This window comes from Pseudomonas sp. MYb2 (assembly GCF_002979955.1).
Classification (GTDB): domain Bacteria; phylum Pseudomonadota; class Gammaproteobacteria; order Pseudomonadales; family Pseudomonadaceae; genus Aquipseudomonas.
In genome coordinates this window covers 1-23,172 of the sequence record NZ_PCQC01000025.1, presented here as the reverse complement: position 1 = coordinate 23,172, position 23,172 = coordinate 1, and the positions used below count along the sequence as shown (strand labels likewise).

Genomic DNA, 23,172 nt, shown 5'->3' with positions numbered 1-23,172 from the left:
TGCTCGCGAAAGCGCTCGTGCGGGGTGTTCGCCCCTCCGAGCGCTTCGTCGGCAAACTCGCTCCACCTGACGCTGCTGAACAATCAGGCCGCGCCCTTCAACGAGCGCTGGGCATCCAGCACCGTCAGCACGTCATCGTTGATCAGTCGTGCCAGATACTGACCGTAACCGGTCTTGCTCATGCTGCCCGCCAGCACCAGCAACTGCGCGTCATCGATCCAGCCCTTGTTGTAGGCAATCTCTTCCAGGCAAGCGATTTTCAGGCCCTGACGTTTCTCGATGGCCTGGACAAAATTGCCCGCTTCCATCAACGCGTCGTGAGTCCCCGTATCCAGCCAGGCCATGCCGCGGCCCATCACCGACACGTTCAATTGCCCACGTTGCAGATAGACATTGTTGACGTCGGTAATTTCCAGTTCGCCGCGCGGCGACGGCTGGATCTCGGCGGCAATGCGCAGCACTTCGTTGTCGTAGAAATACAGGCCGGTGACGGCGAAGTTGGACTTCGGCTCGCTCGGTTTTTCGCAGATGCTCAGGGCCTTGCCGCTGGCGTCGAATTCCACCACGCCAAAGCGTTCCGGGTCCGCCACGTAGTAGCCGAACACGGTCGCGCCCTCTTCGCGGGTCGCAGCCTGCAACAGCGTTTCACCGAAGCCGGCGCCATAGAAAATGTTGTCGCCGAGCACCAGGCAGACGTTGTCATCGCCGACAAACTCGCGACCGATGATGAACGCCTGCGCCAGGCCGTCCGGGCTCGGCTGCACGGCATAACTCAGGCTCAGGCCCAATTGGCTGCCGTCACCGAGCATGCGCTGGAAGCCCGGCAGATCTTCGGGCGTGGAGATGATCAGGATCTCGCGAATTTCCGCCAGCATCAGCACCGACAGCGGGTAGTAGATCATCGGTTTGTCATACACCGGCAGCGACTGTTTCGAGACGCCCAACGTGATTGGGTGCAACCGCGAGCCAGCGCCGCCCGCCAACAGAATTCCCTTGTACTTGGCCATGCCTGTTTCCTTTTCAGCAATAGATGACTGACGCCAGCCGGCGTCATTGAACGGGGGTTGATTTCAAGCCACGCGGGCTTCTTGCAGGTGGTCGCCGAGGCGCTCCAGGGCATAGGCGCCGGACATCACGCGAATCCACCAGGCGCGATTGTCGAGGTACCAGTCGACGGTTTTGTTCATGCCGCTTTCGAAGGTTTCCTGCGGCGTCCAGCCCAACTGCGCGTGGATCTTGCCGGCATCGACGGCATAGCGCTTGTCGTGGCCCGGACGATCCTTGACGAAGGTGATCAGGTCGCGGAAATGCGCGACCCCGGCCGGCTTCTGCGCCCCACGTGCTTCAAGCAGATCGCACAAGGTGTGCACCACTTCAAGATTGGTTTTCTCGTTGTGACCACCGATGTTGTAGGTCTGCCCCACTTCACCATTGCTGACCACCGCGTATAACGCCCGGGCGTGATCCTCGACAAACAGCCAGTCGCGGATCTGCGCACCGTCGCCGTACACCGGCAGCGGCTTGCCTTGCAGTGCGTTGAGAATGACGTGCGGAATGAGTTTTTCCGGGAAGTGATACGGCCCGTAGTTGTTCGAGCAATTGCTCATCACCACCGGCAGCCCGAACGTGCGGTGCCAGGCCCGCACGAGGTGATCCGAACCGGCCTTGGTCGCCGAGTAAGGTGAGCTGGGCGCATAGGCGGTCGTTTCGGTAAACGCCGGATCTTCAGGCTCCAGATCGCCATACACCTCGTCGGTGGAAATATGGTGGAAGCGGAACGCCTGCTGGCGCTCAGCGTCCAGACGGTTCCAATAACCGCGCGCGGCTTCGAGCAGGGTGTAAGTGCCGACGATGTTGGTTTCGATGAAAGCCTGAGGGCCATCGATCGAACGATCCACATGGGATTCGGCCGCCAGATGCATCACCGCATCCGGCTGCAGGCGCATGAAGATTTCGTCCAGCGCCGGCCTGTCGCAAATATCCACTTGGCAGAAACGGTAGCGCGGCGAGTCCGCGATCTCAGCCAGCGACTCCAGATTGCCGGCGTAAGTCAATTTGTCGAGATTGATCACTTCGCAGTCAGTTTCATTGAGCAGAAACCGCACCACTGCCGAGCCGATAAAGCCCGCGCCCCCTGTCACTAAAATTTTCATCAGCGCCTCCCCTGGCAAAATGATGATTCACAGTCCTTCGATGCTGCCCGCCTTCAGGGGCGGGTCAGTTCAGTAATGCCACCCAGTATTGCGACAGGCCTTGCTCAAGAATCAGCAGCGTCTGGATGCAGACGAAGCTTTCGTCGGTGGTTGCCGAGGTCGAGTTGAGCGGGCCGAAACCACCGTCCTGTTTCTGGTGAGCCGCGATCCAGTCCTTCGACGCCTGTAAATGCGTCGGCTGAGCATCGAGCAGGTACATCGCCGCAATCGCCATGTAAGTACCCACCAGACTGACTGCCTTGCCTGGCCGATAGTGGAACGAGCCGTTTTCCAGTTGCAGGCTTTGCAGCCATGCCACGGTCTGCCGTGCATCGACGATGCGCCGGTTGAGAATGAACAGCGTGGACACCACGCGATACACCGAAAACGCATCCGGTGGATAACCCGGCTTGTTGCCGAATCCGCCGTCAGCGGAGCGGCAGCGCAAGGCGAACGCCATCACCGCTTGCTCATCCGTAGCCTTGGCGCCGAGCGCATGCAGCGACAACACGGCAAGGTTGGTGTGCCAGATATCGGAGCCGAAACCCGCCACGTCGCCGAACCCGCCATCGGCGTTCTGGCACGCTTGCAGATAGCCGACACATGCCTGGGCATCGGCCGGCAACGCACCCAGCACGCGAAGCGACAACACCGCACAGTACGTGGCGAAGACATCACTCAGGTGCCCGGGCTGTTCGGCAAAACCACCGTCGATATTTTGCGAGGCCTGGATGCAGTCGATCAGGCTCGCCTTGTTTTCGATTTGCAGACCCAGCGCATGCAGATCAGAGATCACATGCAGACCGGAAAACACCTGCCAGGTCTTGTCAGCGCGAAAGCCCAGCGGTGTGGTTTCGGCGGTCAACCCGTAAGGTGTCTGATTGGACGCCCGGGCCTTGGCCAGCCACGCGAGATAACGTTGCAGATCGACATTGATCGACGGCACGCCGCGCGGGTGAATGTCCTGCACGTCGCCGCCGCCATCGATCACCTCCAGCTCGCGGCTCACCCGATCGGCATTGTCGTGCGCTTGTGCAACGGTAACCGGCGCAATGGATTGCAAGGCATGCGCCGCAGCGAGTTGGGTTTTCAGACTCTTCAAGTGCAGCGGCAAGTACGTCAGGTTGCCGATACTGAAGATCCCCGGCTGACGCGGCGGTGCCCAGAACTGGCGAATGAACGGCACGGTCGGGTCATCGGGCGTCGACCAGAAATAGCCTTTGCCCATGAACAGCCCACCGTTGCAGGTGTCGTGAAACTCCAGCAGCGCGGCCGTCACCGACACTCGATCACTTTCGCTCGCGCCTCCCGGCAATGCCTGGATCACCTGTAACAGCAACGCCACGTCATACGCCGTTTTGATCGGAAATGGCGACTCATGATGCTTGTAGGACGTATGCCAGTCGCAACGAACCTTGCCATTGATGCCGACCCGATCCCAATAACCGCCATAGGCCGGGTCGCGGAACAGCGCCAGAGTCTGCAACAGAAACGAGCGCGCCAGATTGGCCAGCGCGTTGTCGTCACGCACACTGGCCAGACGCGCCAGCACCAGGCTGACTTGCGCCCGTACCGCACAACGGCTCAGCGCGACGTCGACGCAAGACTCGCTATCGCTGCCCGCCACGCGGGCGATCAGATTTTCCGCGTGGACCTGCAAATGCCCGACCAGACCGAGGCCCAAAGGCTCGTTGTCGATACGCGCCAGCAGGGCCGTGGCACTGATATCGAGGTCGATCGATGTCGCAAGCTCCAGCGGCGTCGACCAGTCGCTGGTGTATAACCCGGCGACTGTGGATCTGGCGTAGAGCGCTTCGACTCGCTCGAGCATGGCGGCAATCACCCCACGGTTGCTGGCGTCCTCCGGCACCCGGCGCTGATAGGCAATCAATGCTGCCAGCGCATCCAGTTGCACTGCCAGTGTTCTGCAACGGCCCGAACCATGTGGCGTCCAGTAGCGATCGGCAAGTTCGTGAAAACCTGCGTTCGCGACGTCATGCAATCGCATCAGCCCGGCATGGGCGAAACGCAGTTGCGCGTCGTCGCCGTGCTCGGCCTGATAGAGCGTTGCGTCGATCTGATCCTGCAACTGCTTGTCGCTGGAAATCGCGACTTTCCCACTGGCATCGGTGACGGCAAAAAAACCACCGAATTCGATGTCCATGAGGCCTTGATCAAATTGAAACTGCGGATGCAGCGCCATGGTGAATCCCTCTTCCGTGAGGTTAAGCCGCTTTGCTTTCGGTCAGCGGCAAAACCGTGCCGTTGCACAATTCGATGATACGGGTCGCCGCGCGTACCGCGCCTTCGCCGTCCGGTGCCGCCACTTGTCGATGGGGCGCGTAGTACGCCGGCGACCGGGTGTCTTTCTCCAGTTCGTTTTGCACCAGTTCGACGATACGGTCACGGTCGTGCCCCAGGTGAGTCGGGAAACCGAGCAGCTCCAGGCGGCGCAGCGCTTCAAGTTCGTGGTATTCCGACTTCGATGGCAGCACGAACAGGGTCGGAATATGCAATGCGGCGATTTCCGTCACGGTGATCCATCCCGGAGCCGAAATCAGCAGTTCGGCCTCGCGCAGCAGGCCCATCCAGTCCGGGTAATACGGCACGCAAACCACACCGTCCTGCGCCTGGATATCCTGACGCCCCAACAGCACCAGTTTCAGTTCCGGATTGCGTTCACGCAGGATCCGGAAGCTGTCGAGATAAGCGGCGAGCAGCGCATCCTTGTTTTGCGCAAACATAGTGGTGCCGCTGATCGACGCGACAATGAACGGCGAATCGCCAAGGTTCAGTTGCTCGCGCACGTTCAGGCCGCTCTGCACATTGATGTCGCGAATCATCGGCCCGACAAAGTGCGCCTTGCCGCTGAGCAGCGCTTCGGCGACCGGCGTGCCGTGATCCAGAGAAGCCACGTACGGCTTGTCAGTCAGCACCAATTGGCTCTGGTTGATCATCCAGTTGAACTGGCTGTGCAGTGCGGTGCGGGCCCGGGCCATTTCCAGCGCATTGACCTCGAAACCGCCGTCGGCCAGGTCATGGTCTTCCAGCTGGCAGAGGGTGAAGTCATAGCGTTCGGTGACGAACACCAGCGGCGTACCGCTGAAAATCGCCGCCAGACAGGCCGCCATGTTGTAGTCCGAGACCAGCACGGTCGGTTTGTATTCGGCAATCAGCGCCAGGTAGGAAAGGATTCGCTCACCGGACAAAAAGGTATTGGCGATATAACCGCCGATATAATTGGCCCAGTCGAGTTCTTTCGACAAGTTACTCTTTTTCGAGTAATCAACCAGGCGACCGGCAATATCTACCACTTCAATACCGGACTGTTCGAACAGCGGCGTGAATGTCGGCTGCAAAGAAGCCAGCGCCACAGTCAGCGGCATATTCGGGCTTTGCTTTTTTATCGCCTGAGCGATGGAAAGCGCACGCATGTTATGACCGGAACCTGTCGGATTTGGGGCAAACAAAATCATTCTTGAATCTCCATTAGTTGAACAACGCCATGAACCACAGTGTTTTCCAATACATCCCTTATAACCACCGAGTGTGGTTTTATAACCGCACCATCACCAACACTCAGTGGACCAACCAAGAGCGCGCCCTCACCGATGACGCAACGACTTCCTATCCGTACGGGAGCCTCTTCCCAAGGCAACGAGCGAAATGAATGATCGTGAGTTGAAGCCACAATCGTGACGCCCGCCGCCACCTCGCTGAACGCGCCGATCGATACGCCGCCAGCGGCTTCGATGACCACGCCTTCACCGAGCCGGACACCCGTGCCGAGTTCGATACCGCCCAGTTGCGACATCCCGCCCTGACGGCTGCTGCGCCCGATCAGAATGCAATCGCGGGCGATTTCCACCGACGCACCACCGCGTAATTCCGCGTCGATCAACGCTTCGTCGCTGATCTCCCACGTAGCGGTTTCAGGGTTCAACGATTTCAACCTGGCCACCGATTGCGTTGAGCGATCAAGCATCGACGGCAAGCCCGAGCGAGCTCTTTCACGGACTTTTGCCAGCACCTGTTCCGGGCTTGGGCGGCCATCCTCGACCACCGAGCGCCAGCCGATGAAGCGCGCCGGGCGCCCCACCATGATGGCGTCAGCCGGCACATCTGCCGTGACCAGCGCACCGGCGGCGATCACTGCACCTGCACCAATGCTGACTCCCTCGTTAACAGTCACCTTGGCACCCAGCCAGACGTTCTCGGCAATCCGGATCGGCGCCTGCGCGGTGCCCATGCAGTGCACACCCGTGGCCAACATGCTGGAAGTGCCGATTGCGGCAAACTGCACATCGCAGCGAAAACCGATAAAACAGTCATCACCGACCTGGACATTTTGTAGACGAGTGCCAGCGCGCACCCAGACATGGCGGCCAAGTACGCTGCCACTGTCCACTGTCGTCGAAACTTCAATTACGTTTACGTCGTCCACAATCCAGCCTCATTCCATGATGCCAAGCACAAGTGATTTGACGCACAAAGATATCCCGCGCACGCAGTCAATCGATGCGAACTAATCGTTAATTGTTTATTTAAAGCTCACGCAAAGCACGCAGGACATTGCGTCCGCGCAACTATTAACTGAATGTTCCATTTAACTACCAGTGCTCATTAACGACAGGTAGAAGTCAACGCTTGCGCCAATGGCCAAGTCAGTCGTCTGCGTGAGAAAAAACCAATTCAAGTCTGTCCGTGACTCAGGTGTAACTCCATCTGGGTGGGAATGTCCTTTAGTACGAATGTTATAGTACAGACGATTTTATTTTGCAATAGGTGTCAGAACGGTTATCTCGTTTTAGTCTAAAAATTCATTGAACTTTTATGGGGCATGACTGTATTAAAACCGTCATATATGCACGGCAATGGTGCAACGCTCGATGTTACGAGAGTGTTGCTGCTAAGCGCTCACAGGCATCAGGAGGTCGACCTCAGACATCCCGGCCGTTTCAGCAGACGCTAAGTTGGCGGTTCAATCCGTCATTTGCCTGGAGCCTTCATGTCCGCCCCCATCACCGTTCTGCGTGACACCCATCCCCTTCCGGTACTTGACGCCTGCAAGTGGGAAAAACTCGAAGGCGACCCGCACACCGTCAATCTCAACGCCTACACCAGCGAAGACGGCAACAAGATCATGGGCACGTGGATCTGCACACCCGGCAAGTGGCGCGTGGAATATGTGAAGTGGGAGTATTGCCATTTCCAGGAAGGCTACTGCGTGATCACGCCGGACGGCATGGCGCCGATTCACTTGCGCGCTGGCGACATCTTTGTGATTGAGCCGGGGATGAAAGGCACCTGGGAAGTGGTCGAGACCGTGCGCAAGTATTTCGTGTTTGCCTGATGCAAAAAAGCCGGGAGATCACCCGACGTGATTTCCCGGCAAACAATGTCTGATATACGCAATCCTCCTGTGGGAGCGAGCCTGCTCGCGAAAGCGCACGGTCAGTCACCTCAGTGTTGAAGTTACCGCCGTCATCGCGAGCAGGCTCGCTCCCACAGTTTGTTCAACGCTGCCCTTCTATTGCAGGCTTGCGATAGCTGTTGATGATCGCCGAGAAATCCTTCCCGCCATCCCCGCGCTGACTCATCGCCTGATAAAGCTGTTGCGCCACCGCGCCGAGCACCACCGGCTGATGCGCCTGACGCGCCGCTTCCGTCGCCAAACCCAAATCCTTGAGCATCAATTCCGCACCGAATCCACCGGTATAGCCGCGCGAAGCCGGCGCCGTTTCGACGATGCCCGGCCATGGGTTGTACATTTCCGAGCTCCAGCATCGTCCGGTCGAGCTGTTGATGATCCCGGCCAGCACTGTCGTATCGATACCCAATGCATCACCCAGTGCCATGGCCTCACTGACGCCGACCATCGAGATCGCCAGCAGCAGGTTGTTGCAGATCTTGGCGATCTGCCCGGTGCCGACCTCACCGCAATGCACGATGTTGCGGCCCATCTGCGCGAGCACCGGTTGCAGGGTGGCGAACAGTTCCGGGGTGGCGCCGACCATGAAGGTCAGGGTGCCAGCGGTCGCACCGCCGGTGCCGCCAGAGACCGGTGCGTCAGCCATCGCCACGCCTTGTTTGCTCGCCGCCGCGGCCACATCGCGGGCGGTCTGTGGATCGATAGTGCTGCAATCCACCGCCGGCACGCCTTTGCCGATGCCCGCGAGCACACCGTCCTCACCCAGCCAGACGCTACGCACATGCACAGCCGCCGGGAGCATGGTGATCACCAGTTCGGCATCCTCGGCCGCCTCACGCGCCGAAGCGCGAATGCTGCCGCCCAGTTGCTCGAGTTCCGCCAGCACGGTTTTGTTCAGGTCGACCAGGTTCAGCGAATGGCCAGCCTTGATCAGGTTGCGCGCCATCGGCGCGCCCATGTTGCCCAGACCGATAAATGCGATTTTCATGGCCGATTCCTCAGCGCAGATTGATGGTTGTGTTCACGCCGTCGTTGACGCTGTCGTCATCGAACCAGCGTGCCGTGACCGTTTTGGTCTGCGTGTAGAACTGCACCACTTGCTTGCCGTACGGGCCGAGGTCGCCGAGTTTCGAACCGCGCGAACCGGTGAAGCTGAAGAACGGCACCGGCACTGGAATCGGGATGTTGATGCCGACCTGACCGACGTCGATTTCCGTCTGGAATTTGCGCGCCGCCGCACCGCTCTGGGTGAACAGGCCAGTGCCGTTGCCGAACGGGTTGGCGTTGACCAGGGCGATGGCCTGATCGAGGGTGTCGACTTCCAGCACCACCAGCACCGGGCCGAAGATTTCCTGGGTGTAGATCTGCATGTCGGTGGTCACGCCCGAGAACAGGGTCGGGCCGACAAAGTTGCCTTGCTCGTAGCCCGGCACCTTGATGTCACGACCGTCCAGTTCCAGCTTGGCGCCTTCCTTGATGCCGCTTTCGATCAGGTCGAGAATTCGCGCCTTGGCTTTCTTCGAGATCACCGGGCCGACATCGGTGCCCGGCTCGTTGCCGGCGTTGACGGTGAGCTTCTGCGCCAGCGCTTTCAGGTCCGGCAGCCATTGTTTCGCCGCGCCAACCAGCACCACCACCGAGGTGGCCATGCAACGTTGCCCGGCCGCACCGAAACCGGCACCGACCAAGGCATTCAGCGCTTGCTCACGATTGGCATCGGCCAGCACCACAGCGTGGTTCTTCGCGCCCATCATCGATTGCACGCGTTTGCCGTGTTTACCCGCCAAATCGTAAACGTGAGTGCCGACCGCCGTCGAACCGACGAACGACACTGCTTTGATGTCCTTGTGCGTGCACAGGCCATCGACCACGTCTTTGCCGCCGTGAACCACGTTCAACACGCCCGCCGGAACGCCCGCCTCGACTGCCAGTTCCACCAGCAACATGGTCGACAGCGGATCCTGTTCCGAAGGTTTCAGGACGAAAGTGTTGCCGCAGGCAATCGCCATCGGGAACATCCACAGCGGAATCATCGCCGGGAAGTTAAACGGGGTGATGCCGGCGCACACGCCGATCGGCTGGCGCAAGGTGTAGGTATCAACACCGCCGGCGACGTTCTCGGCGAACTCGCCCATCTGCAGCGTGCCGATGGAGCACGCGTGCTCGACCACTTCCAGCCCACGGAAAATGTCGCCCTCGGCGTCAGCAATGGTTTTGCCTTGCTCGGCACTCAGGACGATAGCGATGCGTTTGGAGTGTTCGCGGATCAGCGCTTGCAGCTTGAGCATGATGCGCATGCGCGCACCGATCGGGGTCAGTTTCCAGGTCTGGAACGCACGCTGGGCGGCGCTGACGGCGGCGTCGACTTCAGCGGCGGTGGCGAACGGGACTTTCGCCAGCACTTGCTGGGTCGCCGGGTTGACGATGTCGTGCCATTCGGTGGTCTGCGATTCGACCCATTCGCCGTCGATCAGCAGCTTGACCTTCTGCAGCGTGGTTTCGTTGGGCGTAAGCGATGCGTTCATGCTGGTCTCCGAAACTTGTTTTTATCGTAGGAGCCAAGGCGAAGGGTTCGCCTTGAGATGAGGCGTGTGTCACGAATTGGTTGTCGGACTGTTTTTGGAGTATAGATGTGCAAACTTCTAATAAGAACGCACATATAAGCCCGTCCATCATGCAAAAAAACATCACCTCCCTAGGCTCGCTGAACTGGGACGACCTCAAGTTTTTTCTCGAAGTCGCCCGTACCCGTAAGGCCAGCACTGCTGCCAAACGCTTGGCCGTCGACTACACCACGGTGTCACGGCGAATCAGTTCACTGGAAGCGGCGCTCGGCACGTTGTTGTTTGAAAAGTCGCGCACCAGCGGTTTCGTGCTGACCGCCGAAGGTCAGCGTTTGCTCGGTTATGCCGAGTCGATTGAAAGCACATTGCACATGGCGTGCGAGCAGGTTTCAGGCTCTGGCGTGGCTCTGTCCGGGCATGTGCGCATGGGCTGCACCGAAGGTTTCGGCAGTTTTTTCATCACCCCGCAACTGAGCCATTTCGTCGACGCCTACCCGGCGATCTCGGTGGACATCCTGCCGCTGCCGCACTTCATCAGCCTGTCCAAGCGCGAGGCCGACATCGTTATCGCGCTGGAGCGCCCGGAGCATGGGCCGTACGTCTGCTGCAAGCTCTGCGACTACCGCTTGCAGCTCTACGCGACCCAGGACTATCTCGACAAACACCCACCGATCCGCCGCCCGGCAGACTTGGGCAAGCATCAATTCATCAGTTATGTGGATGATCTGGCGTTCAGCTCGGAGCTGCTCTACTTGGCGAACGTGTTGCCTGGCGCAAGCGCCAACTTGCGCAGCACCAGCGTGATCGCGCAATTCGTCGCGGCGCAGCAAGGGCGCTCGCTGGCGATTCTGCCGTGTTTCCTCGCCGCGCAGGATCCGCGCCTGCTGCCAGTGTTGCCGGAGGAGATCGACATTACCCGACAGTTCTGGATGTACTGCCGCGAGGACCTGAGGAAGCTCAAGCGGATCACCCTGTTGTGGGATTACATCCGCGAGGTGACCGAGCGCAATCAGGCGCTGTTGATGGGTGAAACCGGCGAAATGCAGTTCGCCGATTAGTCGTTGCTGACCACGATCGCCACTCGGCGATTCTCGGTGCGTCCCGCTGCCGTGCTGTTGGACGCCACCGGCTCTTTGCTGCCGAGGCCTTGCAGCTGGATGTTTTCCTGCTTCATGCCGACCGTGCCGAGTACGTTGGCAACGCTCTTGGCGCGGCGCAGTGACAATTGCTGGTTGTAGGTTTCCTTGCCTGACGCGTCGGTATGGCCATCGACCCGCACGCGCTCGATGCCAACGCCCACCAAGGCCTTGCCGATGCGTTCGACGATCTCGGTACTTTCTTTATTGAGGCTTTCGACGTCGCTGCCGAACAGCACTTTACCGGACAGGCCAAACTCCCAGCCTTCATCGGTCAGTTCGAAACCTTGTTGTTTGAGCACGGCGACTTGCGCCGGGGTCAGGCCTTTTTGCGGGGCCGTCTGGCAACCGCTCAATATCAGTGCGGCCATCAACAGCAACGCGGAAAACAGTCGGATTGGAAGTGTGAACACGGGATTAGCTCCTGGTTTGAACGGGATCGGCCGGGTGCTCCGACCCAGCCGTGAATTGAGCGCCACGCGACAGGCGTTTGGCCTGATACATCGCCGCATCGGCGGCATTGAGCAGGCCGCCGGGGGTGGCGCCATGATCCGGGAAAACCGCGATGCCGATACTGAGCGAGGTCACGACACGGGTGTCGCCCGGCAGCGCGATGGGCATGTCCATGCTGGCGAGGATCTTGTCGGCAATACGCTCGGCGTCTTCGATCTTGTGCAGGGGCGTGAGCAATACGGCGAACTCATCGCCGCCCAGCCGCGCCACCAGATCTTCTTCACGCAATTGCGCGCGAACGCGATTGGCGATGGCCACCAACACCGCATCGCCGGCAGCATGGCCGAAGTTATCGTTGATGCCTTTGAAGCGATCACTGTCGAGAAACAGCACGGCCACTCGCTCATTGAGTTTGCCGGCGTTGCGCAAGGCACGAATCAAGCGCCCCTCGAAAAACGCACGGTTCGGCAGACCGGTGAGGCTGTCATGGCTGGCTTGATGCGCGAGGCTTTCGTTTTCGCTTTGCAGATGGCTCTGCCAGGACTCGAGCTCATCGAGCAAAGCATTGAAGTCGTTGCCGAGGTTGTCGAGTTCGGCGATCTGTGCCGGCGGCACGCGCCGATCCAGTGCCCGTTCGCTGCGGGCGGCGTGGGCCACATTGGCCAGACTGCGCAGAGGACCGGTGATCGCGCGTAGCTGGCGACGCGCCAGGTAGAGCGCAACCCAGGCGCTGATCGCGGTGCAGAGGATGATCCCCGCCAGACCGCTGAGCAGAAAGCGCATCAGGCTGCCACCATGGCCGGTAAGCAGCACACGACCGATTTCACGGTCCTGATGCTCGATCGGCAGGCTGATGGGTTTTTCCAGAAGGGCGCGGGTGATCTGCATTTCCAGCTCAGAGAACAAACCGTTTTCCGGGCGTTGCCAATGCGCGAGCACTTGTCCCTGGCTGTTCAGCACCTGGGCGTCAGCGACCTCTTCGGCAGAAGCAATCAGCGCCAGCGATTCATTGGCGGCCGTCTTGTCGTTGAACACCACCGCAGCTTCGACGGTGTAGCTGATCGAACGGGCGATCAAATGCAGGTTGTGATCGGCATAAACCCGTAATGCCAGCACGCCGAGTAACGTCAGCGAAACGCTGGCCATCGCCACGCCCACCAGCGCGACCGTCAAATGCCCTCGGCCAATGACTGAACCCAGCGTTGGGCGGCTATTCGATCTGAACAGTTTCATGGTGCCGCCGGCTTGCGACGCGACAATTGCAGCACGCTTGGATGAATGCGTACGCCGCTGCGGGCAACCGAGTCGAGGTTGACCTCGAAAGACACCTGCTCATCGCCGACGCGCAGGCAGAACAGGCTGCCAACCGTGCACTGATCGTCACCTTCGCTGATGCTCAGCACCGGATGGCCAATCAACGATTCGAAAAGACGACTGCGCTCATCCGCTGTCAGTTTGCCGATATAGACCGCATCGCACTCGCTGACGATCGCCGGATTGTCCGCCAGCAAGCGGCGCACGATGACCGGTCGGCCAGTGGCCTGCGTGGTGCCTTTGACCAGATCATCGGTGTATTCGGTAGGGCCGACGATGCACAGGCGCAGTTGCGCAGGCTCCACCGGCCAGCGAGCGTAACTGAGGATGCCGAGAACCACTTGAGTGACCGACTGCGCGCGTTGCTCAGCCATGCCCGTCGGCTTTTGCGCTTGCGCGACGGCCACGCCCGTCAACAGCCAGAGCAGACCGACAAGCAACGCGTACTTGCAGCGAACCGCGCGCTCTGTCGCCCAGACAGACACCTTCATGCAGGGATTCTCTTGGATCGTAGCGAAATGATGCCGCAACGATAGCACAGCGGTGCAACACCAGCGAGGCGGTGGCCCTGACCGGTTGGTCAATAAACGCCGTTCGACGTCTGGATTTTCACCCGTGAGGCGCGCTGCCCTCTTCCAGTTCCAGCATCAGTCCGCTGAGACGCTTGACCTTGCGTTGTACGGCCTCTTCAAACACCTCGGTACGCGGCTCGATCAGGGTGAACCAGTGTTTCGCGCGGGTGATGCCGGTGTAGATCAGTTCCTTGGTCAGCACCGGGTTCAAGGCATCCGGAAGGATCAGCGCGGTGTGGGCGAACTCCGAGCCCTGCGACTTGTGCACCGTCATTGCGTAGACGGTTTCCACGTCGTTGAGCCGACTCGGCAATACGAAACGCACACCGCCCTGGCCATCGTTACGCGGGAAGGCTACGCGCAGCAGCGGCTTGCCGGCATCCGGCCCGTCGCGCTCGGGTAGCTTGAGGGCGATGCCGATGTCGCCGTTCATCAGACCCAGACCATAGTCATTGCGGGTCATCAGTACCGGGCGACCTTCGTACCATTGCTGATCGTTGTCGATCAGGCGTGCCTTGAGCAACGCGGCGGTGATGCGCAGATTCAGGCCCTCAACGCCCCATGCTCCTTTGCGCACGGCACACAACAGCTGGAAGGTGTCGAAGGCCTGCAAGACGTCACGCGCCCAGTGGGTCCAGTCTGGATGTTCCAGCGGTCTGTCGGGCGACGGACGCTGATTGCGCAGCACGCTCAGATAGTGCCGATAGCCTTGCGGTCCGTTGCCATCGCCGTGGCCGTCAAGCGCCAGTCGTTCGAGCTTGGGATCGTGTTCACCCTTGGGCAGTTTTACCGCAAACACATCTTTATAGTGCCCGCTGTCCAGCAGCTGACGCGCTTCAAGCGGTAGCTGCTGATTGACCCGCCGCGCGAGCTGACCGATGCCACTGCCCTCGCCAAAACGTCGCGAGTGGCGCAGCATCACCACTTGTTGCGCCAGTGGATGGGTGCCGTCGATGTCCTCGTGCAGGCCGCTGTCTTGCAACGATTCACCGCTGACAAATTCCAGCCAGTGACGGGTTTGCGGGTTGTACCAGCCCTGCTCGGCGTCACGACACAGATCACCAAGAACCGCGCCGGCTTCCACGGAAGCGAGTTGATCCTTGTCACCGAGCAGCACCAGTCGCGCATGGGCCGGCAACGCGTCGAGCAGGTTGGCCATCATTTCCAGATCGATCATTGACGCTTCGTCGACCACCAGCACATCCAGCGGCAAGCGGTTGCCGGCGTGGTGGCGGAAGTGTCGCGTACCGGGGCGACTGCCGAGCAAACGGTGCACGGTGGTCACGTCGCAGGGGATTTTCGCGCGCACCTCTTCGGCAACTTTCAGCGATTGCACTTGCTGACTAATGGACTCGGTCAGTCGCGCCGCCGCTTTGCCTGTCGGTGCCGCGAGACGAATGCGCAGCGGGTGACCCGCCTCAACCGCCGGCGCTTGAAGCAGCGCGAGCAGGCGTACCACCGTCGTCGTTTTGCCGGTACCCGGGCCGCCAGTGACAATGCTGAAAGCACTGCGAGTGGCAAGGGCGCAGGCGAGCTTCTGCCAGTCGATCACCTCGCCGGAGCGGGCCGATCCGAACAATTCATTCAACCGCTGCGGCAGATCCTCCGGGGTTGCCTCAGTTTGTGCCAAACGCTGGCGCAACGCCGCGTCGATGCGCCGTTCGTAAGCCCAGTAACGTCGCAGATACAGACGTTTCCCGGCCAACACCAATGGCCGCTGCTGCGCCGCTTCTCGGGTATCGGCCGCCAGCGCGACCAGACCACTTCCGGCCAGCGTCTTGCACCAATGCACGCCGTCGAGCGCTTCAAGCAGTTGCGAGGGCAACAGCAACACGCCGCCCTGCACATCACCCTCGGGCGGCAACGACAGAGCAAAATCCGGGGCCTTGAGTGTTTCGAACAGATCCAGACACACGTGGCCGTGGCCCAACTGGTGACTGGTCAGTGCGGCAGCGAGCAACACCAACGGATCGGTGCCCGGCTCAAGCTCGTGAAGAAATGCGACGAACGCCTTGTCCAGCGCACGCAACCAGCCCCGCTCGACCCAGCGGGTGAGTAACAGCAGCAAATCATCGGCGCTGGTCAGCGGCGCAAGTTTCGACAGGCTATCGGCCGCCAACGGGGTCGGCAACAGATCAGCAAAAGTGCGGCTCATAGGAGGACTCCCTGTTCCCATGCGGGTTCGGCCTTGGGTTCGGGTTTACCCTGGAACATCCGGTCCAGCCGCTCGATCAACTCGCGCGGCGGACGGGCAAAGTAAACACCGCGACTGTCTGCACGGGTGCCACGCAGGAACATATACAGCGCGCCACCGATGTGCCGGTCGTAATCGTATTCCGCTAGCCGCGCCTTGAGCTGGCGATGCAGCGCCAACAGGTACAATACGTATTGCAGGTCGTAGCGATTGTCGAGGATCGACTGTTCCATGGCTTGCGCGGTGTAGGCCAGATCATCCACGCCCAGCCAGTTGGATTTGTAATCAGCCACGTAATAACGGCCATCGTGTTCAAAGGTCAGGTCGATGAAGCCTTTAAACATGCCGTTGAGTTGTACTGGTTCTGCCGCAACACGGGCGACGCCATTGTGCGTGTACTGGCGCACCAGTTCGTCAAGTTTGAGCACATCGACTTTATGGCTGGCGAACCAGAACTCCATCTCGACGCGGTACTGCTTGAGTTGCTCGAGAATCACCGGCGGCTGCCCGCCATCAATTGGCAATGGCGATTTAAGCAGGTGCTGCAGCCAGTCACTGAGGGTGAGGATCCAGCCTTCCCAGCCACGCAAGTTGCAGCGACGAGCAATCGCATCTTCCAGCGCCTCGCGAGACACCGCGAAGCCATCGTCTCCGGCCCACTCCAGTAAACCGTGGAGAAACGTTCCTGGATTCGGACCTCGGGGGAAGCGGTGAATATCAGCGCCGCCAGCAATGATTTCCCGTGGTGCGTCCGGGTCGAGGCGCTCGTCATCGAACAGCTTTTGCGCTTGCGGACTGTCCGGAGCTTCATCGCTGCCGACACTCAGCACATCGCTGATGCGCAGCGCGCTGTAGGAGGCGATCCACCAGTTTTCACTGGCCTTGCGCTTGGGCAATAGCGTGGCACTGAGGACGGCTTCGTTGCGCGGCGGCCGGTAGTGTTCATCGGAGGGCTGCGGTGTTTCTGCGATGCTGATTGCCGCGCAGTCCTGCTGCAGATCTCGCAGCCAACGGTCGAGTCCGCTGGATTCCCCCAGAGACGCGCCACCGCCCAGCAGATAACCCAACGCAGAAAGGTGCAGCACCGAGCTGTTGTTATTGCCGCGCTTGAGATCCGTCACGCCCAGCCAGCAGGCATGTTGCGCGCGGGTCAGGGCGACATACAGCAAACGCAGATCCTCGGCGAGGCGCTCTTCATCCGCTTGCGCAATCAATTCGGCGGTTGGCTTGAGGCTCACTTGGGCCTTGCCCGAAGCGTCGTGGTAATGCAGCGGCAATCGGCTGCCGTCGACCGGTTTTGCCGAGCAGATGAATGGCAGGAACACCAGGGGATACTCGAGCCCTTTCGACTTGTGAATGGTCACCACCTTGACCAGTTGCTCGTCGCTTTCCAGACGCAGGATCTGCTCTTCGCCGGCCTGCCCCGACAACGCCAGAAGCTCGGCCAGATGGCGGATCAGCGCTTGCTCGCCATCCAGTTCAGCGGCGGCTTGCTGCATCAGTTCCGAGAGGTGCAAAAGGTTGGTCAGTACCCGCTCGCCATCGCTGCGCGCCATCAAGGTCTGCGGCAATTGGAAGTCGTGCAACAGACGTCGGAGCATCGGCAGTACGCCATGCTTGCGCCACAGTTCGCGGTAACCACGAAACTGCATGACGCGGGTTTCCCAGACCAACTCGTCCTGATTCAGCCGTTCCAGCTCAACCAGGGGCAGGTTCAGGGTGATGCAGGCCAGCGCGGCTTTCAGCGAGCGTTCGACATCCGGTTCGGCACAGGCCTTGAGCCACGACAACAGGTCGTGGGCCTCCTGAGCGGCGAACACCGAGTCCTTGTCCGACAGATAAACGCTGCGCACACCACGACTGGCGAGCTCACTGCGCACGGCCTGGGCTTCTTTACCGTCACGAACGAGGATCGCGATGTCCGAGGGGCGCAGGCCTCTGAAGTCCTTACCATCCTGGGTGAATCCCGCACTGGCGCTTTGCCCGCCATTGAGCAACGCAGTGATCTCACTGGCACAGGCGCCCGCCAATTGTTGGCGATAGACCGCGCCTGACAATGGCTGATCGCTGGGCAACAGCCAGACATTCAGCGCTGCGACGTCTTGCCCGGCAACCTGAAGTTTTTCCTTGCGCCCCTGAGACTCGACAGGGAGAAACGGCACCGGGTTAGCACCATTTTTTTCCCGAAACAAAAACGCGCCGCGTCCCTGCTCTCGGGACTCGGCGCGTTGGAATACATGGTTGACCGCGTTGACCATGCCGTGACTGGAGCGGAAGTTGGTGCCGAGCGTATGCAAGCGGCCGCTGGTAGCCTGACGCGCACGCAAATAGGTGTAGATGTCCGCACCGCGAAAAGCATAGATCGCCTGTTTCGGGTCGCCGATCAGAAACAGCCCGGTGTCTGGATTGTTTTCTTCGATCCGATAGATCGTCTCGAAAATCCGGTACTGCACCGGATCGGTGTCCTGGAATTCGTCGATCAGCGCGACCGGAAACTGCTCGCGAATCAAGATCGCAAGACGCTCTCCTCCTTCGGATTGCAGTGCGGCATCCAAACGCAACAGCATGTCGTCGAAACCCATTTCGGCGCGTCGGCGTTTTTCTTCTTCGAAACGCGCACCGACCCATTTGGCGGCGTGTTGCAGGACAGCGGCGTCGGGGGTGGGCAATGCATCGAGACTGGATTTGAGCCCGTGCATGGCGTCCAGCCCAGGATGACTGGGGGCCTGGCCTTTCCAGGCCTCAGCCATGCCGTCGGGAGTCAGTCGAGTGAAGCCGGTGCCGATGTCCAGTTGCTCCATGGCCTCGTCTTCGGCCCAGGCCTTGAGCTTCTCGAACCACGGTTCAAAGTAACGCGCTTGCATCTTGCGACCATCGACAGTCTTGCTGGCAACACCTTGATGACAGATGGCGAGCAACTCGTCTGCCCATTGGCGCCACGGCATTTTCAGTTCGATCAATGCAGCGCGGCGTTCTTGCAGGCACTCTTCGATAAGCTGAGCAGGTGCCTTACCTTCATCGCTGTCACGCTCACTGGCGAACAAGCCGCGGACACGCGGCAACAATGCCGCAGGACCGCCCCAATTGCTGCGAACCCAATTGAGCGCATCACCCTGCATCGGGTAACAAAACAGCCGCCAGTAATCGCGTAACACTTCACCAAGCAGGTCGCTGTGATCGGTTTCCAGGGATTGGGTGAACAGACTGCCGCTGTCGAACGCATGCTCACGCAGCATGCGCTGACACCAACTGTGGATGGTCGAAACGGCGGCTTCGTCCATCCATTGTGCGGCAATATCGAGACGATTGGCGCAACCGGGCCATTGCTGCGGGACGAATTGATCGCGCAGTTCTGCGATCAATCCGTCAGGGGCCGCCATCTCGTCACGAAAGAATCGTGCGGCCTCGGCCAGTCGCGTACGAATCCGTTCGCGCAGTTCTTTGGTCGCCGCGTCGGTGAATGTCACTACGAGAATTTGCGGCGGCAAAAGCTCACGACCGAAGCTGTTGGCTTCGCCTCCGTGCCCCAGGATCAGGCGCAGATAAAGTGCTGAGATAGTGAAGGTCTTGCCGGTACCGGCACTCGCTTCGATCAACTGGCTGCCACGCAGGGGGAATGCCAAGGCAAGTGGAGTTTTTGTACTCATGCGCGTGCCCCATCACTGGACAATGAGCGCCAAGGGGCTTCAAGCAATGGACGGTACAAGGCGTCGCACCAGCCGGAGAATGTTTCGTCCGCGAGCAGCGCATCGAAGTCGGCATATTGCCGGGACAACGCCGGACTTTCGCGACGCTCGCCTTCACTGGTCTGGCCATCACCTTCGTAGGCTTTACGCGCGGCCGCTTCGGCCTTGAGTGGATCGGTCTGGGACAGCCAGGCGAATGCGGTTTTGACGGCGATCGGTAATGGCTGGCGCATACCGGCCTGCCAGGCGAGCAGCACATCGCCAAGGAAACGCAGCGCTCGCTCTTGCTCCATCGGCTCAAGCAGCAAGGTGTCGTCACTGGCGACCAACGCTGTGGTCAACGAAAGCCCGCAGGCGCAGGCGACCAGATGATTGACCCACGGCTTGGTCAATCGATGCCATTTGCGACTTTTGATCGAGCCGATGCTGTTGGGAATGGTCGTGACCGACAACACACCACCATCGGCGCGCTGATGCAGGCCTGAAAGCCAGCCTTCCAGGCGCAAACCCTGTAAATCGAGGCTGATCGGGATCGCACTGGTCAGCGGTGTCGGCCATAACGTCAGTAGTTGTTGATAACGCTGCAACAGGTCCGGGAGCGGTTCGATCAGTTCTCGCTGTAAACATTCGCCGAAGCCAGCCATCGGCAACAGGCCACTGTTTTGCAGACGGCGGGCTTGAACCTCGAGGGCATGATCAATGTTGTCCGGTTGCCTCAGCGCAGCTTCGAGAAGGCTGTCGCTGAGCGTATAACGCTGCAATGCGTCGAGCACAAAAGGCTCTTCATCGGCCAACGGCGCTTCGGCGGCTTCGAAATACACCTTGAGTCGCTGCGTGAAGAAATGCCGTACAGGATTACGCAGAAAGTCCTGCAAGAGAGCGAGGCTCAGCGGTTCCTCCTGAACGAAAGGCGTGAGTAACTCTGCGTTATTTTTCGGTACAGGCTGTTGATGCAACACCTGCCATTCACTGGCGTAGCTGAACAGTTGATCACCTTCATGGAAATAACGCGCACTGAACGGTTGCAACGGATGCTCCTCTGTCATGGCGCTCAGCAAATCCCGATTTTCGTCGAGCAGTCGCCAGCCGCTGGCCAGGTGATCGCGCAACTGGCCGATCAGCACCGACGCCGGGCGCTCGCTGTTGTCACGAATGCTGCGACCAACCCAACTGATGTAGAGCTGATTACGCGCAGACAGCAACGCTTCGAGTAACAGATAGCGGTCGTCTTCACGCCGGGAGCGATCACCCGGACGGTAGTCGCTGCCCATCAGATCGAAATCCAAGGGTGGTTGCGCACGGGGGTAGTCCCCGTCATTCATGCCCAGCAAACAAACCAGTTTGAAGGGGATGGCGCGCATCGGCATCAACGTGCAGAAGTTCACCGCGCCGGCGAGGAAGCGTTGAGACAATCGGCCTTGATCCAGCCCGGCGAGCCAGGCTTCTCGCACGACAGTCAGTGGTAACTCATCGACCAGCCCCACAGCTTCGCAGGTCTCCAACCAGGTTTCGCGAAGCTCCTCGAGTTGGGTCAGCAAGTAATCGTCGTGTTCATTGCTGGCTTTGAAGAACAGTTGCATGAGCGCTTGCAGTCGCTGGCCCCATTCTTTGGGTTGGGCCGGCTGCGTAAGCTCATGGTGGGCGAGCTCCAGTGCATCAAGCAAGGCCACCAGCGGCCCGATCAATGCGGCATCCAGGCCACCGATTTCATCATAGGGTTCGATACCCGCGCAGGCGTTCGCGCTACCAACGGCGTAACCGAGCAACATCCGGCGCAGACCGAAATGCCAGCTGTTCTGCTCCAGCTCATCGGGCAAGCCGAGCCCTGCGCGTTGCTCGGCGTTCATGCCCCAACGGACACCTGCGCCTTCGATCCAGCGGTGCAGTGTCGGCAAGTCGCGTTCTTCCACGCCGAAACGGGCACGCAATGCGGGAACATCGAGCAGGTCGAGGATCTCACTGACGGGAAAACGGCTGTCCGGCAGTTTGAGCAGATGCTCGACCGCGATCAGTAGCGGATCGCGGCCCCGCTGGCCCTGGTCCGCCAATGTGAAAGGAATGAAGCGTGGATCATGACGATCAAGTTGACCGAATACTGCACGGATATGCGGCGCATAGCTGTCGATCTCCGGCACCATCACAATGACATCCCGAGGACGCAAATCAGGATTTGCGCTGAAACGGGCCAAGAGCTGGTCGTGGAGAATTTCAACTTCACGCTGAGCGCTGTGGGCAATGTGAAAACGGATCGAATCGTCTTTTGTCAGATCAACAGCAGGCCAGTGCTCACGGGTTTCGTTGAGCGGGCGCAGTTCCAGGATATCGTCCTGAAGTTGATTGAGCAGGTTGTGCGCCTGAGTTTCGCTGAACAGATCGATTCGACCATCGCGAAACGCTGCACGGTAGCTGTTGGGGTCGTCGTAGCTATCGAGCAGGTTGATGTAGTCGCGACCTTGTTTTCCCCATGCAGCCAGGAGCGGGTGCGCATGTTGGTGCAACGTTTCCGGATCCAGCACAACAGGCATTCCGCTCTTGCGGGACTGTCGTTTGTATTGGTGGCGCAGCAAGTCCTTGTCGGCGACGATATCGGCCCAGTGATGACGACAAGGGTTGTGCACACAAAGCAGAACCTGGCTGAAACGCGCGAGCCCGGCCAGCGCTTCAAGGACTTGGGCCGGCAACGAAGAAATCCCGAAAACGATCACTCGCGAGGGGAGCCCTGGCGGAGCTTCCGAGAGGTTGTTGATGCGCTCGATGAATCGCTGATGAACACCGGCACGACTTTGTGCCATGCCTTGTTCACCCACATCCTCCAGCAATGCTCGCCACAGTTCAGCTTGCCAGCAACTGGTGGCTGGCAATGCCTTAACCTCGCCTCTGACATTCCTTAGCTGATGCCGCCCTTCAGCCCAGTCTTCAAGCCAGTCAGCCCGATACACCTGGTATTGGTCGAAGAGATCCGCCAGGCGTTCGGAGAGTTGGTAACGCTTGCGCAAGTCAGTGTCGTGGGTGAGGAACCGTTGCAGCGGCTCGAAATGTGCGCGATCGATGACCTGAGGTAGCAGGCGCATGAGGCGCCAAGTCAGTGGTGCTTTATCGAGCAGGGATTTGGCGGGGATTTGTTCTCGGCCCAGAACCATTCGGTAGAGCTGCCACATAAAACTGCCGGGCAGTTGCACATCAATCGCTGCGGCAATACCGCAGCCGCCGAGATCGTCCTCTTCGGGGTCTTCCGCCAAAGCCAATTTAAGCCATTGGGCAATTCCGTTGCTTTGCACCAGGGCAATTTCGTTTTCCAGAGGCGCCAGTGGATAGCGTCGCATGATGCTGATCACAAGGCTGCGCAGTTCGTCCAGGCTGTTGCTCTGAACCACCATGAATGCAGCGTTGAGGGACTGGGCGTCCGGCATAAAGGCTTCCTTGGAAAAGTACAAAAGCTAGGGCAGAACCTTAGCATTGTCGGCAGGTTGTGACAGCCGGACGACGTCCTTGAATGCTGTAAGAACTTTCCTGCGGGCAAAACAAAACCCCAACTGCTTTCGCAATTGGGGTTTCGGAATTTAATCTTGACGATGACCTACTCTCACATGGGGAAACCCCACACTACCATCGGCGATGCATCGTTTCACT

15 protein-coding genes are annotated in these 23,172 nt (G+C 59.7%); 2 read left to right on the top strand and 13 right to left on the bottom strand.

Features of this window, described 5'->3' with window-relative positions:
* Positions 1–83: 83 nt before the first annotated feature.
* From rfbA to CQ009_RS27095, 5 genes are all read right to left on the bottom strand, one after another.
* Complete coding sequence (gene rfbA, locus CQ009_RS27115; protein ID WP_008083352.1) at positions 84–1,007, bottom strand: glucose-1-phosphate thymidylyltransferase RfbA; 924 nt, start codon at positions 1,005–1,007, stop codon at positions 84–86.
* Positions 1,008–1,070: 63 nt separating this feature from the next.
* Positions 1,071–2,153, bottom strand: a complete 1,083-nt coding sequence (gene rfbB / locus CQ009_RS27110) for a dTDP-glucose 4,6-dehydratase (RefSeq protein WP_105709241.1) — start codon at positions 2,151–2,153, stop codon at positions 1,071–1,073.
* Between the two features lie 64 nt (positions 2,154–2,217).
* Positions 2,218–4,395: a prenyltransferase/squalene oxidase repeat-containing protein gene (locus tag CQ009_RS27105; protein WP_105709240.1), complete on the bottom strand. Its 2,178-nt coding sequence runs from the start codon at positions 4,393–4,395 to the stop codon at positions 2,218–2,220.
* Positions 4,396–4,417: 22 nt separating this feature from the next.
* Positions 4,418–5,626 (bottom strand): hypothetical protein, encoded by a 1,209-nt coding sequence (locus tag CQ009_RS27100; RefSeq protein WP_241088805.1) that lies wholly within the window; start codon positions 5,624–5,626, stop codon positions 4,418–4,420.
* A 38-nt stretch (positions 5,627–5,664) separates the two neighbouring features.
* Positions 5,665–6,636 (bottom strand): DapH/DapD/GlmU-related protein, encoded by a 972-nt coding sequence (locus CQ009_RS27095; RefSeq protein ID WP_105709238.1) that lies wholly within the window; start codon positions 6,634–6,636, stop codon positions 5,665–5,667.
* Positions 6,637–7,200: 564 nt separating this feature from the next.
* Here CQ009_RS27095 and CQ009_RS27090 point away from each other — a divergent pair.
* Positions 7,201–7,545 carry a cupin domain-containing protein gene (locus CQ009_RS27090; protein ID WP_064387823.1) on the top strand — a complete coding sequence of 115 codons (345 nt, stop codon included), beginning with the start codon at positions 7,201–7,203 and terminating at the stop codon, positions 7,543–7,545.
* 163 nt (positions 7,546–7,708) lie between these two features.
* Here the strand turns inward: CQ009_RS27090 and mmsB are convergent, their stop codons facing one another.
* Together mmsB and CQ009_RS27080 are read right to left on the bottom strand one after the other, a co-directional pair.
* Positions 7,709–8,611, bottom strand: coding sequence for a 3-hydroxyisobutyrate dehydrogenase (gene mmsB / locus CQ009_RS27085; protein ID WP_105709237.1), 903 nt, complete (start codon positions 8,609–8,611; stop codon positions 7,709–7,711).
* A 10-nt stretch (positions 8,612–8,621) separates the two neighbouring features.
* Positions 8,622–10,148 carry a CoA-acylating methylmalonate-semialdehyde dehydrogenase gene (locus CQ009_RS27080; protein ID WP_105709236.1) on the bottom strand — a complete coding sequence of 509 codons (1,527 nt, stop codon included), beginning with the start codon at positions 10,146–10,148 and terminating at the stop codon, positions 8,622–8,624.
* A 149-nt stretch (positions 10,149–10,297) separates the two neighbouring features.
* On the opposite strand from CQ009_RS27080, the gene CQ009_RS27075 reads away from it, so the two are divergent.
* Positions 10,298–11,245 (top strand): LysR family transcriptional regulator, encoded by a 948-nt coding sequence (locus CQ009_RS27075; RefSeq protein ID WP_064387820.1) that lies wholly within the window; start codon positions 10,298–10,300, stop codon positions 11,243–11,245.
* On the opposite strand, the gene CQ009_RS27070 is transcribed toward CQ009_RS27075, so the two are convergent.
* The 6 genes from CQ009_RS27070 to recC all read right to left on the bottom strand — a co-directional run bounded on the left by CQ009_RS27070 (position 11,242) and on the right by recC (position 22,952).
* On the bottom strand, positions 11,242–11,694 hold the full coding sequence (locus CQ009_RS27070; protein WP_177330934.1) for an OmpA family protein: 453 nt from the start codon (positions 11,692–11,694) through the stop codon (positions 11,242–11,244). The genes CQ009_RS27075 and CQ009_RS27070 overlap by 4 nt on opposite strands.
* A gap of 46 nt (positions 11,695–11,740) precedes the next feature.
* A complete protein-coding gene (locus tag CQ009_RS27065; RefSeq protein ID WP_105709235.1) occupies positions 11,741–13,009 on the bottom strand; it encodes a diguanylate cyclase domain-containing protein in 1,269 nt (422 codons plus the stop codon).
* Complete coding sequence (locus tag CQ009_RS27060; protein ID WP_105709234.1) at positions 13,006–13,581, bottom strand: YfiR family protein; 576 nt, start codon at positions 13,579–13,581, stop codon at positions 13,006–13,008. The genes CQ009_RS27065 and CQ009_RS27060 overlap by 4 nt, the downstream gene beginning before the upstream one ends.
* 118 nt (positions 13,582–13,699) lie before the next feature.
* Complete coding sequence (recD, locus tag CQ009_RS27055) at positions 13,700–15,817, bottom strand: exodeoxyribonuclease V subunit alpha (RefSeq protein ID WP_105709233.1); 2,118 nt, start codon at positions 15,815–15,817, stop codon at positions 13,700–13,702.
* Entirely contained in the window at positions 15,814–19,503 is a 3,690-nt protein-coding gene (gene recB / locus CQ009_RS27050; protein WP_105709232.1) for an exodeoxyribonuclease V subunit beta, read from the bottom strand. The genes recD and recB overlap by 4 nt, the downstream gene beginning before the upstream one ends.
* Positions 19,500–22,952, bottom strand: a complete 3,453-nt coding sequence (recC, locus tag CQ009_RS27045) for an exodeoxyribonuclease V subunit gamma (protein ID WP_105709231.1) — start codon at positions 22,950–22,952, stop codon at positions 19,500–19,502. The genes recB and recC overlap by 4 nt, the downstream gene beginning before the upstream one ends.
* Between the last annotated feature and the right edge of the window lie 220 nt (positions 22,953–23,172).